Source organism: Microbulbifer sp. CNSA002 (assembly GCF_047324085.1).
In the GTDB taxonomy this organism is placed as follows: domain Bacteria; phylum Pseudomonadota; class Gammaproteobacteria; order Pseudomonadales; family Cellvibrionaceae; genus Microbulbifer.
This window is the reverse complement of record NZ_CP172449.1, coordinates 2,515,876-2,530,710: the sequence shown is the minus strand read 5'-3', so window position 1 is coordinate 2,530,710 and position 14,835 is coordinate 2,515,876. Positions and strand designations below refer to the sequence as shown.

Here is a 14,835-nt window from a genome sequence, read left to right as displayed (position 1 = left end):
CGACTATTTTCGCACAAATGGAAAACGCCTACTGGTTGCCTACTACAGTGACACCTTGCACTTTGCTCGCTGCCTGCCTGCGATCCCAAAACCAGATAAACGCAAAAATCGGCAGCAAGATAAGGGGAACCACGGCCAGTGACTGGAATGATTCGATAGAGGCAGTCGCCAACACAGTGTCCAGCTCATCGCCCGTTAACTTTTCAAAGGCTTCCAAACCACCGGCAGCCTCAATCTTGGCGTTGTCGAAAATTTCTCCAAGTTTCGGCAGTACGAACTGAATAGACATTCCCCCAGCAAACCCCAGCAGCCCCAAAAACAGTGCGCCGCCGCGTACAAAACGCTCGGATACCGTAGCGAGCATGGTAGGCCACATATAGCAGACACCGATGCCCCAAACTGTTGCCGCTAAGAATGCAGTTACCGGAGTTCTCGCCATTCCTAAGCAATAGAGGCCAACAGCTGCAAGTAAACTACTGAGCCACAAGAGTCCAATGGGAGAGAGTTTTTTGGCCAGCCGTCCGGCAAAGTGGCGCATTACAAACATCAACATGCTGACATAAACCAGAATGAGAATGCCCTTCATACCGACTACTCGAGAGAGCGTCAGGTCAACCCACTGCCCTGGAGCCAGCTCTGTTGCAGCGGTTAGCCACATACAGATCCATAGCACGATAAACATCGGCTGCCTGAAAACTTCTTTAAACATCTCGCCATAACTGATGCCAGAGGAAACCCGTTCAGTTACCGGGAATTCTGTTCTGGACACAAGCCACGCCATGACCACAGCCGGTAGGGCCAAAACAATCAGGTTCAACTGCCAGGGAAGTTCAAGCGCAGAAATGGCTAACCCAAGTAATCCGCCCACCACAATCCCGGCAGGCCACCAGGCATGTAGTACATTTAGCCGCTGAGTTTTATTTTCAGGATCAACCGCTGCAACCATTGGGTTGCTGGCGGCCTCCACTGCCCCCCAGCCCAAACCGGTAAGTAACAGCCCCGCAAGAACCAAGTTCTCAACGCCCTCCCCGGGGGTTACCAAGGATGCTGCAATAATAAGCAGGCTGCCCAACACGTAGCCTATTGATGAGAGCATTAACATCCGTTTGATCCCGACCAAGTCTACCAATGCGCTGCCAAATAGCAGGGTTAGGGCAAACCCCGTAAAGGTAAATCCAAGCGCTTCTCCAAGCATTGCGGTGGAGTTGGCAAGATCAATATGATCATAAATATCCGACTGTAAGTTGCCGGCGATCGAAGCCCTCACAGCAAACCCAAGGCCAATCATAAAGATTGACAGATTTCCCACCAGGAAGACGTTCCTGTGCAAAGCCTTTGTCTGTGTACTCATCTATCCAGTCTCCGCATGATTTATTGTTATTCGTTGTTCACTGGGATTGGCAAAAACTAGTCCAGCCCTAAAATCCTACGATTTCGAGCGCGATCTGTTTCAGCACCGGCAAAATCATCAAAAGCTTTGTCAGCCACGGTTATCAGGTGCTCTCGAATAAATGGCGCACCCTCGCTGGCCCCCTGCTGTTGATCCTTAATGCAACACTCCCATTCCAATACCGCCCAGCGATCGTAACCGTACTGGGTCAGTCGGCTAAAAATCCCACGAAAATCTACCTGACCATCCCCCAGGGAGCGAAAGCGACCGGGGCGGTCAATCCAGGGGGCGTAACCGCCGTATACTCCAGCCCTTCCACTCGGATGAAACTCCGCATCTTTCACATGGAAAGCCTTGATTCGCTCGTGATAGATATCGATAAAGGCCAGGTAATCCATTTGCTGTAAGAGCAAATGGCTCGGGTCATACAAGATGTTGGCTCTAGGGTGATCTTCCACCTCGTAAAGAAACCGCTCGAAGGTCAAGCCATCATGCAGGTCTTCACCAGGGTGCAGCTCATAGCAGACATCGACCCCCGCGCTGTCAAACGCATCCAATATCGGACGCCACAAACGGGCCAGTTCGCGAAAACCTTCTTCAACCAACATCGCTGGGCGCTGGGGCCATGGATAAAAAGTGTGCCAGAGTAAAGCGCCGGAGAAAGTTGCATGGGATTTGAGCTTCAGGTTGGCACTAGCCCGGGCTGCAAGAACTAACTGATTGCTCGCCCACTCTGCACGGGCTTGCAAGTTTCCGCGTACTTCCTCCGGAGAAAAAATATCCAGCATTTCCTTATAGGCTGGGTGAGCTGCGACCAACTGCCCCTGCAAGTGCGTAGACAACTCAGAAATCTGTACCCCAGCCTCCTCACAGATTCCCAGTACATCATCACAGTAAGCTTGGCTTTTACTGGCCAGCTCAAGATCGAAAATCCGCTTGTCCCAAGTGGGAACCTGGATGCCTTTGTACCCCAGGTCTGATGCCCAACGAGCCATAGATTCAAGCGAAGCTGGCTGTTCGCTCGATGGGAGAAACTGGGCGAGAAAAATTCCGGGCCCCTGAATTCTGGGTGCCTTCATTTATTGTTATCCTTTTTACTGCTGTACTTATTAATTCTGCAACCAACCCTTTCCAAGCGATTGGTTTGCACCTTTTGAGAAAACTCTTCAAAAGGTAACTGGCCGCAGGCCGACACCGGCACCTCCCTGTGCCGTACTAGCTGCCGGACGCCCACCCTGCCAGAGATACCTAAATTCTGTGAAGTTGGACCTAGCCGCTCACTTCCAATAAGGCGCCAGGGAAACCCATGAGGATTTTGCGCGACTGCTCTCCAGCACACCGCGGACAAATGCCATCGCGCGAACACCTGCATCAATGTTGCCAACGGCAGGACTGTTCTTCGAAACTACCCCCTCGCGGCGGCCTCGGACTTGACCAGCAAAATCGCGATAGATATTGGCGAAGGCCTCTATATAACCCTCCGGGTGTCCTTGAGGTGTCCGGCAGAAAGACCTGACGTCTCCATCCAGATACTCACAATCCGCACCGGCTTTCCAAATCGCCACAGGCTGCCCCCTGCGCTTTACTTGCAATTGGTTTGGGGCTTCCTGCTCCCAAAACAGCGAACCGTCTTCACAGTAAACGCTGATATTCAGGTTGTTCCCCTCTCCTCCACAGACTTGACTGGCTGTAAGTGTTCCTCGGGCGCCCTGATCTAATTTAAATAGCGCTGCACCGTCATCATCCAACGCTCTTTCATCAACTACCGCTTGCACGTCTGCGCAGACTTCAGAGATATGCTGGCCAGTAAGAAACTCCACCAGATGATGAGCATGGGTGCCTATATCCGCAAAGCAGCCACTTTCTCCCGAACGTGCGGGATCTGTTCGCCAACTCGCCTGCTTACTTCCCGTGGAATCACCGGCTAGTGCCAGCCATCCCTGCGGATAGGCAACGGTAACTCGTCGAATAGACCCCAACTCTCTCCTGCCCAGGATTGCTCTCGCTTGCATAACCAGAGGGTAAGCAGCATAAGTGTGGGTCAAACCATAAAGATGCCCGCTTTGCTCCACTTCCTTTTTAAGCTCAAGTGTTTCTTCCAAAGTGGAGGCGGCTGGCTTGTCGGAGAGGACATGGAATCCCGCCCGCAACGCAGCAATAGAAACGGGTAAATGGAGATGGTTGGGAGTTACTACAGATACAAATTCAACTCGATCATCAGCGCTGCGACGGGATTCCTCTTGGAACATCTGTTGATAGCTTTGGTAAATCCGGTCCGGGTGTAGCCCCAGCTTTTCACCAGTTTTACGACTGCGTTCGGAATCGCCACTAAAGCAGCCGGCGACTAGCTCTATCTCACCATCGAGAGCTGCTGCCATCCGATGGATTGCACCAATAAAAGCACCCTCTCCACCACCAACCATGCCCATTCTTATTTTTTTAACCAAACCCCATCCCCTCGGGCCACTCAAAGAACCAGCTGAATAAACAGCCTATTTATTTTTATTTCCGTGTCTTGTAAGCGGACACGCTGTTTCCAGATCGCGGTTTTCGTAGCACTCCACCTTTTGAAACAGAATGTAACCGGTTACATTTCAATTTAAGATACAGAAAAAAAATGTCTTTGCAAGCGAAATACGTTGTTAATATCGCCTTATTGGACTCATAGACTGATAGCTCGACGCTGAAATACTAAGCAAATCACCTGATTGGCAGGCCCATTTTCTGGACAAACTCAGCCCAAGAGTGCCACTTCAGCTCGTCGCTTTGCCATTTATTACAAATAGCTTGATGACCAACTGACAGTGACAGCAAGCTACCTGTCGCTTCAGATTGGGGATGCCGAGGCCTAGCTTTTGAGCGAACCCATTTCCCGGCCTCCTTTGCAGCTTCCACGGCGAGACCCCAGTGATTCGGCCAAACCGCCAAGAAATTGGCTATATCAAAGCTGTGGATGTGGTATGGACGCGGATAGTTTAACTGCACAAGAGCATCCCCATCCGGCCCTGGAGCGTCAGTTTTCCAACCTGCGTAAACACCCCAATGGCAGCCGGCTGCCCAATCCTCAAACCCGGTCATACAATTTGCCAATCTATCCAGGGTATCCCGGATTAACGCCCTCTCTATGGGTGGAGCCACCCTCATGTCAACCACACCAGAGCGAAATCTGGGGTGCTCTGGATTGAGGGTGAGTATCCAAAGTCCCTCTCCACTTTCCAGCGGGTGATATGCCACTACCATGTCCATCAGGAAGGCTGAGATTGGAGGGGTATTAGCCCCCTTAGCCAGCAACATATGTAGGGGCCGAACAACTTGACTATCCCGCACACCTTGAGCTGGCACTCCAAGACTTTCGAGTATTGCTGCATTGCCCGCCCCGCATGCTGAGAGAACCAACTGGGGTTTTATTTGGTGGGAACTACCACCGATATCGGCAGAGACCTCAGTCACGCCACCACTATCTTTGTCGAATTTTCGGATACTCCCTTTCACCAACTTCTCGCTAACAGGAGCACTAAAACGACGATAGGCTTCAGCGCCGTCAAACATAAGGTCATCAGCAAATCGAAAGCACTGATGCGATGGCAAGCTAGTTGTTACCAGTGGAGCTGGTATCGGAACCTCTTCCACTGGAATACCCGCCGCAATCCAGTTGGGCTCGACAGTATCTAAAAATTCTCGGGGAAGCGCGGCATAGAAATCTGTTATGTGGCTATCAACACCATCGCTCTCCAGTTGTGTGCGCCAAAACTGTGCGGCCTTTAAGTAAGCCTTTGCCGCACTTGGGTGTGCCGCATTCCAGCCTGAGGAGAAATAACCATGAAAGTGTAACGACTCAGCATCGTCTAACCCCTGGTCTATTGCCAGCACAGAAAAATCTGTTGATAGCTCTCGCAACAATGAAATCGCTTGAATTCCGCCCCCTAATACCAGGACGTCTACGTCTACCGTTTTAGCCATGGTCAGCCTCAAACAAATCCTATCTATCACCACTTAGCAAAGGCTGGACTTCTGTCAACTTCTAAGACCTCAGCTCATTCACCTAGGTGACACTTTTTTGAAATTCAGATTAAACACAGAACCTGATTAATCCGTTCCAGTTATATCCCCGTAAAGAGATTGTCGCTCAGCTATGAAGCTGGCGGCCTAAAAAACTGCGAACACAAGGAGCAAGGAAATGAAGAGCTTATTGAGAGGTATAGGAATTGTACTGTTTGCACTCAGTACCCAGGCCGTTCTGGCAGATGATGAACTGGAAACGGTTCCCTATGTCGATGTGAATCAGTATCTCGGCAAGTGGTATGAGATTGCCCGGCTACCGCAAATTTTCCAGCCAGCTTGTACTGCGGTAACAGCGGACTACGGCCTCAATGATGATGGATCTATCAGCGTTTTCAATTTTTGTCGAATCTTACACCCAAAATATGGGTTCCCGATCAGTGTTCAGGGCACTGGAGTCCCCATTGACGAGACGAACAGCAAACTCGCTATCACCTTCTTTGAGGGTAAAGCTGCCGGCGACTACTGGATACTAGAGCTAGATCCTGGCTATCAGTGGTCACTCGTTGGTGATCCGGACCGCTCCAGCCTCTACCTGTTAAGCCGCACTCCCCAGCTGGATGAAGCTATTACAGACTATCTACTAGACCTGGCAGTTACAAAGCATGGTTATAACATTGACCACATCATCATGACCCGCCAGCTTACTGAGTAAATAAGAAAGCGGGTGTCACACTTCTGGCACCCGCCACTTAACAAACCACATTAACTTTTTATTAATTCTTTATAATCAATAGGTTAGCTCATTATATTAATGTGTTTTCTTATATTTTGTGTGCTTTATGTTCGCCAGAGCATTCCTGTCAGCTAGCAACCCATATCAGTTATAGTTACCACTCCATTTAATAGAGCACCCCATACTTGGCAGCTGCTTTTCCGGCCCTGCCCCAGTCTCTGCGATCAACTTCATTGCATTGACCAGTTCCCTGGTTCGGCCAGCCGGATTTCCCATTCCCGCATCATCGATGCGGCCTCGATATTGGAGCTCTCCATCCTTATTCAGCCCGAAGAAGTCCGGTGTACATACCGCCTGGTAAGCTCTCCCTACGGACTGATCTTCATCAACCAAATAGGGGAAAGTAAACCCATGGTCTCGGGCAAACTTCGCCATATAAGGAGGACTGTCGATTTGGTAATCGCGATAATCGTTTGACATAACGGCCAGAACATTAATGCCCAGCCCTTGTAGCTCTCGCACATCCTCAGCTAAACGATTTGCAATCGCCTGAACATAGGGGCAGTGATTGCAGATAAATGCAATCAACAACCCCTTGCCTCCCAGATGGTCCGACATTCGAAAGCTCTTGCCGTCAGGGTCTTTCAAGGTAAAGTCTGGGGCTTTCCATCCGAAATCACATACTGGTGTATCTAGTAACATTGCCCGATCCTCTCTTGGGTTCTAAGTTAGCTTTCGATCTCAAGTACGCTCTTGGCAAAGGGAGCGTAAATTTTTGCGACCTCTCGAGCCATCTCATCTGGATAAACAAAAAAATCACCCGTTGTTAGTGCCTTCATAATGCCATCGAATACGATGCTCGCTGGAGGGGCTCCCTCTCCCATGCCTGCGGAGTCGGCCATATCCGTCTTGATTGGACCAGCAATAACACTGATAACTTGAGTCCCCTGCTCGACCCAGGCCTCCCTCAAACCCTGAGTTACTGCATAGGCAGCCGCCTTTGAGCCGGAGTAACCAGTAAATGGGAGAAAATTTTTGATAGATGCCAGTGAGTTCATTTGGACAAAGACACCCCCACCATTAGATTTCAAAACAGGGCCAAACGCATTGGCCAGGTTTATCAGTGGGTAAACATTGCCCTCCATTTGATACTTGAAGCTCTCCACAGCATCATCGTCCAAGGGTGTCGATAGCTTCACTACGCCCGCATTAGAGACAACCAGATTGACATCACCGGCAACCTTTACAGCGTTTTGAATGGTTTCTTCACGTGAAAGATCAAATTCAATGGGGACGACCCTTTCACCATACTTTTGAGCGAGCTGCCTCACCGAGGCTAGGTCGCGAACAGCGGTATACACTTTAACCGCGCCCGCATCCAACAGCCCCTCTGTAATGGCCTTGCCAATACCTCGATTTGCCCCTGTGATTAATGCAGTGATATTACTAGCTTGAAGAGTCATTTCGTATACCTCAGTTACTTAAGTCGAATAAATTCAAATTTCGATTCGCAACACAGTTGCGGGCTCCGCTACGAATTGTTGATGGCCACCCCATGTCTCCTCAGTGAGGGCTGGATGGCCAATCAAGCCCAGGCCAGAAATCAGGCCACTGTCTCTCCTTCGGGAGTCCACTCATTAACTGCAAAGGCACTATCCAGGGCGGTCTCGGCAATGTGATTTGTATAATTCGACATAACTTTTAAAGCGGTACCTAGAACCACTTCCAGTACGCTCTGCTGCGTGTAGCCAGCAGCAAGGAAAGCGCTAACTTGTTCCTCCGTCGGCCAGCCACGGCTTTCATTCACTACCGCAGAAAATGTACGTAATGCCTCAAGCTTTTCATCTGCAATCGGTGTGTTACTACGCAATGATTCAATTATTTCCGCTTCAACACCGGCCATTTGGGAAATGGATGTGTGAGCAGCCATACAGTAACGACACCCGTTCAGGCGGTTGTTTGTCATTAAGATGATTTGGCGCTCTGTCTCGGAAAGGTTGGTTTTATCGAAAATTCCCGCCAAGGTCATATAACCCTCAAGTAATGCGGGGGCCTCTGACATAGTTGCGAATAGATTGGGCACAAAGCCCATCGATTTCTTAGCGCCTGCAAGAAGAGGCTGAGCAGCAACAGGAGCGGATTCAATCGTGTGAGTCTTGAAAGTAGCCATCATATTTCCTAACTAAGTAGTTTCACTTGTTTGTAGCGATCGGTCCAAACCTGGTTAAAAAATATGGGGAGACACCCCTGTAAACTGTATGTACCGATTGCCACAAACAATGCTAATGAATTTGTACCGATCGGTAAAGATGATTTATATAACTATTTGCTATGCATTAATGCCTACTGAGGATGAACAGAAAAAATATGAAGCCCTATCCAATGCAAAATTGACAGGAAGGATCAATGGAGGTCAGGAGAGGGAAATCACAGTGCAGCCCTGGCAACCGAGAGGACGGCGCCAAGGCCCTACGAAGAGCTTTCAACGCCAGAGAAAGATCAGGTCAACGCAGCAAGTCTAATGCCTGTACCTTAATTCTGGAGAGGCTTTCCTTATTAAAAACTCCACGTGCCAACACTCGCAAGCCGACTAACAGAGTTAGTAAACTATTGGCGCAGACTTCCGGGTCTACTCGATCAGATATCACACCTTTCTCTATCCCCAGGCGAACCTGCCTTGCAAAAAATGACTCAGTATCCCGCAAGCCCTTTTTTACAGCATCCCCAATATCGCTATCCAGGTTAGGCATATCGAGTGCCGTATTAACCAAAAAGCAGCCCTTCTTTTCCGGATCTGCAAGGCTTTGTTCAATTAGGGAGTCGAAAAGCTGACTGATAGCGCCGATAGGATCTTCCAACGACTCAAGCCGGGCCATTACGTCGCGCCGCTGCTCTCTCTCATACTTGAGTAAACTCAGGGTAAAAAGCTGCTTCTTACTGCCAAAGGCATTATAAAAGCTCCCTTTAGTCAGCCCAGTAGCTTTGAGCAGGTCGGCCAGAGAAGTCGCTTCAAAGCCTTTTTTCCAAAAGGCTTCCGTCGCTTTATCAACTGCGCTATCGACATCGAAACTTTTCTCCCAAGGCATAAGCACCTCACCTCAAACAAATCTACTGGCCATGTTACCACTGTTTGGACCAAGTGGTAAAAACACGATTCGCAGATACAGATACTGGCACTCGCCCGATATTCGCCTATTGCTCCGAAATCAAAACACCATTTTTGCGGTCACAGTGATTATTGGAGCAACACTTCTAGCCGAGGAGCGCTCACTCGAATTAATAAAGTGGTAACTGGTGCAACTTCATGACCCTAAAAGCCTTCAAAGTCATCAAAGTGGTTCTGACCTATTAGTCAAATTGCTTATTTTTAACGCTTTTTTACAGTTGCAGTTACACAATAGTTATGATGACCATACATACTCAAGCCTTCAAAACGAGAAAAAATGCCTCAATTTTACACTCAATAGGAAAGCTATTTTGCTAAATACAGTGTTAAAGAAAAAGATCCATCTCTGATTAGAGGTATTTCATGCCCTTTGGAGCTTTCAGCCTTTATACTTGTCCTAAGCTATAGGTCGCCGAGCCATAAGGGCCGGACGCCTATGAAGTAGGACGTATAAAGAGACTCCCTATGCTTACCAATCGGATCGCCGCTTACTTTTCCGGCTTCTTGGTCATTGGCCTTCTTTCCACAAGTGTTCTGGCAGAGCCAGAGCGAATAGCCCCCGAAGAGGGTCAAGGTGGTACTGCACAAGAGATAGTCAGCAAGCTTGAAATGCTGCACTACAACAAAATCAAAATCGGCGACGAAATGTCCGAGAACTTGTGGAACGAGTATATCGATGCACTCGACCCCACTAAAAGTTATTTCCTCGCCTCTGATATCGACGAATTCCGCGCGTGGGAAGCGGAGATGGATGACCAGCTTCGCGCTGGTGATGTCACCGCTGGGTTCAGTATCTACAACCGCTTCCGCCTGCGTATGGGGGATCGGCTAGATAATATCCTATCCCAACTAGAGAAAGGCCTGCCCGCCTATGACTTTTCTCGGGAAGAGACCCTTGAGCTGGATCGGGAGGAAAGCCAGTGGCCCAACTCGATCAGCGCTGCAGATGAGCTTTGGCGTAAGCGCTTAAAGAGCAGCATCCTGAATCTGCGCCTTACCGGTAAAACCGATGAGGAAATCCAAGACCTTCTTGTGCGCCGTTACAAAGGCCAAAAGAAGCGCCTCGAACAACAGAAGAGCGACGACGTATTTGAGCTCTATATGAACTCACTGACTCGTCTCTACGATCCACACAGCAACTACCTGTCACCGCGCTCATTGGAAAACTTTAATATGAGCATGTCCCTCTCCTTGGAGGGTATCGGTGCTGTGCTGCAGGCAGACGAGGAATACACCAAAGTTGCTCGCCTGGTACACGGTGGTCCAGCCGATCGCACTGGCAAGATCAAGCCCAACGATAAAATCGTGGGTGTTGGCCAGGATAAAGAAGGCGAAATGGTCGATGTCGTAGGCTGGCGCCTGGATGATGTTGTCGACTTGATTCGCGGCAAGGCCGGTACCTATGTTCGCCTGGAGACCATTCCCACGGGTGGTGACGGCACTCACAAGACTATCTTGATCAAGCGCAGCAAAGTGAAGCTCGAAGATCAGGCGGCCAAGAAGGCAGTGTTTGAGTTCTCTGATGGCAGCAAGAATTACAAGATCGGTGTGATCAACCTGCCGACCTTCTATATCGACTTCGATGCCTATCGCCGCAGAGACCCCAACTATAAGAGCACCACGCGAGACGTTGCCCGTCTGCTGAGTGAACTTAAAGAGGAGAAGGTTGACGGTATTATTCTGGATCTTCGCAACAATGGCGGTGGTTCACTGCAAGAAGCCACCATGCTCACAGACCTGTTTATTGATCAGGGCCCTGTTGTGCAGATCCGCCATGCCAATGAGCAGATTTCCCGCCACAACCGCTCGCGCTCCCGCGCCATGTATCGCGGGCCGCTGATGGTATTGATTAATCGCTTGTCGGCCTCAGCATCCGAGATTTTTGCCGGTGCAATCCAGGATTACAACCGAGGCCTGGTAGTGGGTAACCAATCCTTTGGTAAGGGTACTGTGCAAACTATGGCTCCCCTGAAGGAAGGCCAGTTGAAAATTACCCAGTCCAAGTTCTACCGGGTTTCCGGAGACAGCACACAGCACGCGGGTGTGAAGCCAGACATCGATATGCCACAGTTGATTGATGCCGAAAATGTCGGTGAAAGTGCTTACGATACTGCCCTACCCTGGGACCGTATCCACGCTGTGCCTCATGCGAAGTATTTCAACTTGAAGATGCTGATCCCGAACTTGATTACCAAGCACAACAAGCGCACGGAAACAGATCCAGATTTTGTTTTCCTGCGCGATCAGTTCAAGTTCGACGCCGAGCGGGCTGACAAGAAGTATGTCTCTCTCAACGAATCAACTAGAGAGAATGAGCGCAAGTCCGTTAATCAGCGATTGCTGGATATGGAAAACCGTCGCCGCAAAGCTAAAGGCCTTGAACCCTACGAGAACTTTGAGGCATACGAAGAAAGCGAATCTGAAGAGGTGGCCAACATTGGTGGTCCTGTAGAGATCAAGTTGGAAAAAGATCCAATTTTGAATGAAGCGGGCTATATAATGGCGGACTTTATCGGCCTGGCCGATAAGGCCAGCAAGGCCCCGCCCCAAGTTGCTAACTTCTAAATACTGATAGGCACTGGGCGCGGCGTGCGCCCGGTCCGCGAACTAACTCTTAGGTCGGGCTAGCCCGACCTTTTTTATTTTGGGGGAAGAGATGAAGGTTGTTTCCTTTAACGTCAATAGTATTCGCACTCGCCTGCACCAGATGCAGGCCCTGGTAGACAACCATCAGCCCGATATCATCGGCCTACAGGAAACCAAAGTCACCGACGAAGATTTTCCAGTAGATGCGATAAAAGACCTGGGCTATGAGCTGATTTATTTTGGCCAAAAAACACACTACGGCGTTGCCCTGCTCTCACGCCTGCCCTTTATTGATCGCGAATACGGTTTCCCAACCGATGCCAGCGACGCCCAGCGCCGTATGGTTGCCGGAAAATTTGATATCGGTGGTCCTGAGCCTCTCACGGTTATCAATGGCTATTTTCCGCAAGGTGAAAATCGCGAGCACCCGGTTAAATTTCCGGCAAAGCAAAAGTATTACGCCGACCTGGATACCTACCTGCAAACCACATGTAAGCCGGAAGCGCCTGTATTGGTTATCGGCGATATGAATATTTCACCCAGCGACCAGGATATTGGTATTGGTGAACCCAATCGCAAGCGCTGGCTGCGCGATGGAAAATGCAGCTTCCTTCCAGAAGAGCGCGAGTGGCTTCAAAAAATTGAAGGCTGGGGGCTCACCGACACTTTCCGCGCACAAAACCCAGAAACAGACGATGTATTCAGCTGGTTCGACTACCGCAGCCGTGGGTTCGATCGCGAGCCCAGACGCGGCCTGCGTATCGACTTGATTCTAGCCACCAACCCTCTTCTGGAAAAATGTGTCGGGACTGGCGTGGACTACGATATTCGGGCTATGGAACGCCCATCAGACCACGCGCCTGTATGGGCCGAGTTTAAGCTCTAAGCACAGGTTATAGCCCGCTGGTTCAGCGGGCTATTTTTAAGGCTATGAATATATGGTTTTCCATATATAATTGTTAAAAAGCCAAATGGAGCCCTCCAATGAAAAGGCGTGTTCTGTTTGTTTGCGCCGGGGACTCTGCCCGCTCTCTGATGGCTGAGGCACTGTTGCGGCATTTTGGAGGCAACTCGTACGAAGCCGTTGGCGCCGGAACCAATGTCCATACAGTGGACCCACGCGCTCTGCAAGCGCTGGAGCGACTGGGGGTTTCAACAGAGGGACTCATTCCCAAAGTTGTAGAAGATATAGCTGACCAACCTTTTGACCTGGTCATCACACTTTGCGACAAAAGCCGGGAAGAATACGTACCCTCCCCAAAAGTTGACAAGATGATTGCCTGGAATTTTAAGGAACCGACAAAGCGACACTGCTTTTGCCCTTTTTACACCACGGCACGTGAATTGAGCACTCGCATCAAACTACTGGTCTTGGCCCAAGCCGAGGCGGATTTACGAAAAAGAGCGGCATGAACCCAGTACAGTTTTACAAATGCCTGGCCGATGATACACGGCTACGCACATTGCTCCTTATTGCTCACGAGGAAGAGCTTTGCGTATGCGAGCTAACGGCAGCCCTCGAATTGAGCCAGCCGAAAATTTCCAGGCACCTCGCCTTGCTGAGAAGTTCAGACCTGCTCCAAGACCGCCGCCAGGGGCAGTGGGTGTTTTACCGAATCAACCCGGACTTAAATGCCTGGGCAAAGTCTGTACTGTTCGACACCTTACAGGCGAACCAGCACTTTATTACCGAAGACCTCAACAACCTGATTCAAATGGGAGACCGGCCAGAGCGCACAAGTCTGTGCTGCTGATACCGCCTGCCGACCTAAGATTTAAACTATCCAGATATATATGATTTTTCATATGTGCCTGGCAGAAATGGAGCGAAATTAACAATGACCATCAAAATTGGGATCAATGGATTTGGCCGAATTGGCCGGCTGGTACTGCGCGCTGCCTGGGATTGGCCTGAAGTTGAGTTTGTCCAGGTTAATGACCCTGCCGGTGATGCAGCCACTCTCGCCCACCTTCTTAACTTTGACTCTGTACACGGACGCTGGCACAGAGAGGCGAAAGCCGTTGATGACACAATTCAGGTTGATGGCAAAACAATAACCTGTAGCCGCAATACCGCTATTGCAGAGACCAATTGGAAAGACTGTGATCTGGTGGTAGAGGCCTCCGGTAAAATGAAAACTACCGAACTTCTTCAACCCTACCTGGATCAAGGGGTAAAGAAGGTGTTGGTCTCTGCACCAGTAAAAGAGGCTGGAGTACCGAACATTGTCCTTGGAGTGAATCAACATATATACCAGCCGGACAAACACCAGATTATTACCGCCGCTTCCTGTACGACTAACTGCCTTGCTCCGGTAGTAAAGGTTATTCACGAAAACCTGGGCATTCGTCACGGTTCAATCACCACTATTCACGATATCACCAATACCCAGACTATCCTCGACGCACCCCATGGAGATCTGCGCAGAGCCCGCGCTTGTGGTGCCAGCCTGATTCCCACAACAACAGGTTCAGCTACAGCTATTGCCACCATCTTTCCAGAGTTGTCCGGCCGCCTAAACGGCCACGCAGTTCGTGTTCCCCTCGCCAACGCATCCATTACCGATTGTGTTTTCGAAGTGGAAACCGCCACTACCCCAGAGGCAGTAAACCAGTTATTTAAGGACGCTGCAGAGGGTGAACTAAAAGATATCCTCGGCTATGAGGAAAGGCCCCTCGTCTCCGTGGATTACAAAACCGACCCCAGATCGAGCATTATCGATGCTCTATCGACCATGGTCGTTAACGGCACCCAGGTAAAAGTTTACGCCTGGTATGACAATGAATGGGGTTACGCCAACCGCACGGCGGAATTGGCTCGAATGATTGGCACCATGGGCTAAACAGCCAAAGTACAACGGGGCCGGAAGGAAAGAACACACTGCACCTGAGGGGTACGCCTCTCCATGAGCTCGTATTTTTTCCTCCTGCTTTTAGTAAGTAGCAGTACACAGAACA

The 14,835-nt window shown here is 49.9% G+C and carries 14 protein-coding genes; 6 read left to right on the top strand and 8 right to left on the bottom strand.

All coding sequences use genetic code 11. The annotated features are described in order from the left end of the window. Positions 1-28: 28 nt before the first annotated feature. From ACG1BZ_RS11340 to ACG1BZ_RS11325, 4 genes are all read right to left on the bottom strand, one after another. A complete protein-coding gene (locus tag ACG1BZ_RS11340; RefSeq protein ID WP_413665732.1) occupies positions 29-1,351 on the bottom strand; it encodes an MFS transporter in 1,323 nt (440 codons plus the stop codon). A gap of 56 nt (positions 1,352-1,407) precedes the next feature. Continuing rightward, entirely contained in the window at positions 1,408-2,469 is a 1,062-nt protein-coding gene (locus ACG1BZ_RS11335; RefSeq protein WP_413665731.1) for a sugar phosphate isomerase/epimerase family protein, read from the bottom strand. A gap of 198 nt (positions 2,470-2,667) precedes the next feature. Next, a complete protein-coding gene (locus ACG1BZ_RS11330) occupies positions 2,668-3,837 on the bottom strand; it encodes a Gfo/Idh/MocA family protein (RefSeq protein WP_413665730.1) in 1,170 nt (389 codons plus the stop codon). Positions 3,838-4,090: 253 nt separating this feature from the next. Continuing rightward, positions 4,091-5,350 carry an FAD-dependent oxidoreductase gene (locus ACG1BZ_RS11325; protein WP_413665729.1) on the bottom strand — a complete coding sequence of 420 codons (1,260 nt, stop codon included), beginning with the start codon at positions 5,348-5,350 and terminating at the stop codon, positions 4,091-4,093. A gap of 217 nt (positions 5,351-5,567) precedes the next feature. Here ACG1BZ_RS11325 and ACG1BZ_RS11320 point away from each other — a divergent pair, with 217 nt between their 5' ends. Further along, positions 5,568-6,104 carry a lipocalin family protein gene (locus ACG1BZ_RS11320; RefSeq protein WP_413665728.1) on the top strand — a complete coding sequence of 179 codons (537 nt, stop codon included), beginning with the start codon at positions 5,568-5,570 and terminating at the stop codon, positions 6,102-6,104. A 165-nt stretch (positions 6,105-6,269) separates the two neighbouring features. Here ACG1BZ_RS11320 and ACG1BZ_RS11315 read toward each other — a convergent pair whose 3' ends face one another. The 4 genes from ACG1BZ_RS11315 to ACG1BZ_RS11300 form a co-directional block, all read right to left on the bottom strand. Next, positions 6,270-6,827 (bottom strand): thioredoxin family protein, encoded by a 558-nt coding sequence (locus tag ACG1BZ_RS11315; RefSeq protein WP_413665727.1) that lies wholly within the window; start codon positions 6,825-6,827, stop codon positions 6,270-6,272. Between the two features lie 26 nt (positions 6,828-6,853). Then, positions 6,854-7,588 (bottom strand): SDR family oxidoreductase, encoded by a 735-nt coding sequence (locus ACG1BZ_RS11310; protein ID WP_413665726.1) that lies wholly within the window; start codon positions 7,586-7,588, stop codon positions 6,854-6,856. Positions 7,589-7,728: 140 nt separating this feature from the next. Then, the gene (locus ACG1BZ_RS11305; RefSeq protein ID WP_413665725.1) at positions 7,729-8,295 is read right to left on the bottom strand and encodes a carboxymuconolactone decarboxylase family protein; all 567 of its coding nucleotides are present in this window, start codon (positions 8,293-8,295) and stop codon (positions 7,729-7,731) included. A gap of 334 nt (positions 8,296-8,629) precedes the next feature. Further along, positions 8,630-9,211, bottom strand: a complete 582-nt coding sequence (locus tag ACG1BZ_RS11300; RefSeq protein WP_413665724.1) for a TetR/AcrR family transcriptional regulator — start codon at positions 9,209-9,211, stop codon at positions 8,630-8,632. A gap of 545 nt (positions 9,212-9,756) precedes the next feature. On the opposite strand from ACG1BZ_RS11300, the gene ACG1BZ_RS11295 reads away from it, so the two are divergent. The 5 genes from ACG1BZ_RS11295 to ACG1BZ_RS11275 all read left to right on the top strand — a co-directional run bounded on the left by ACG1BZ_RS11295 (position 9,757) and on the right by ACG1BZ_RS11275 (position 14,720). Continuing rightward, the gene (locus ACG1BZ_RS11295) at positions 9,757-11,856 is read left to right on the top strand and encodes a carboxy terminal-processing peptidase (RefSeq protein WP_413665723.1); all 2,100 of its coding nucleotides are present in this window, start codon (positions 9,757-9,759) and stop codon (positions 11,854-11,856) included. Positions 11,857-11,947: 91 nt separating this feature from the next. Next, a complete protein-coding gene (gene xthA, locus ACG1BZ_RS11290; protein WP_413665722.1) occupies positions 11,948-12,763 on the top strand; it encodes an exodeoxyribonuclease III in 816 nt (271 codons plus the stop codon). A 98-nt stretch (positions 12,764-12,861) separates the two neighbouring features. Beyond that, a complete protein-coding gene (locus ACG1BZ_RS11285) occupies positions 12,862-13,290 on the top strand; it encodes an arsenate reductase ArsC (RefSeq protein WP_413665721.1) in 429 nt (142 codons plus the stop codon). Then, positions 13,287-13,631: a metalloregulator ArsR/SmtB family transcription factor gene (locus tag ACG1BZ_RS11280; RefSeq protein WP_282932732.1), complete on the top strand. Its 345-nt coding sequence runs from the start codon at positions 13,287-13,289 to the stop codon at positions 13,629-13,631. Before ACG1BZ_RS11285 ends, ACG1BZ_RS11280 begins: the two co-directional genes overlap by 4 nt. Positions 13,632-13,715: 84 nt before the next feature. Further along, positions 13,716-14,720: an ArsJ-associated glyceraldehyde-3-phosphate dehydrogenase gene (locus ACG1BZ_RS11275; protein ID WP_413665720.1), complete on the top strand. Its 1,005-nt coding sequence runs from the start codon at positions 13,716-13,718 to the stop codon at positions 14,718-14,720. Positions 14,721-14,835: the final 115 nt, after the last annotated feature.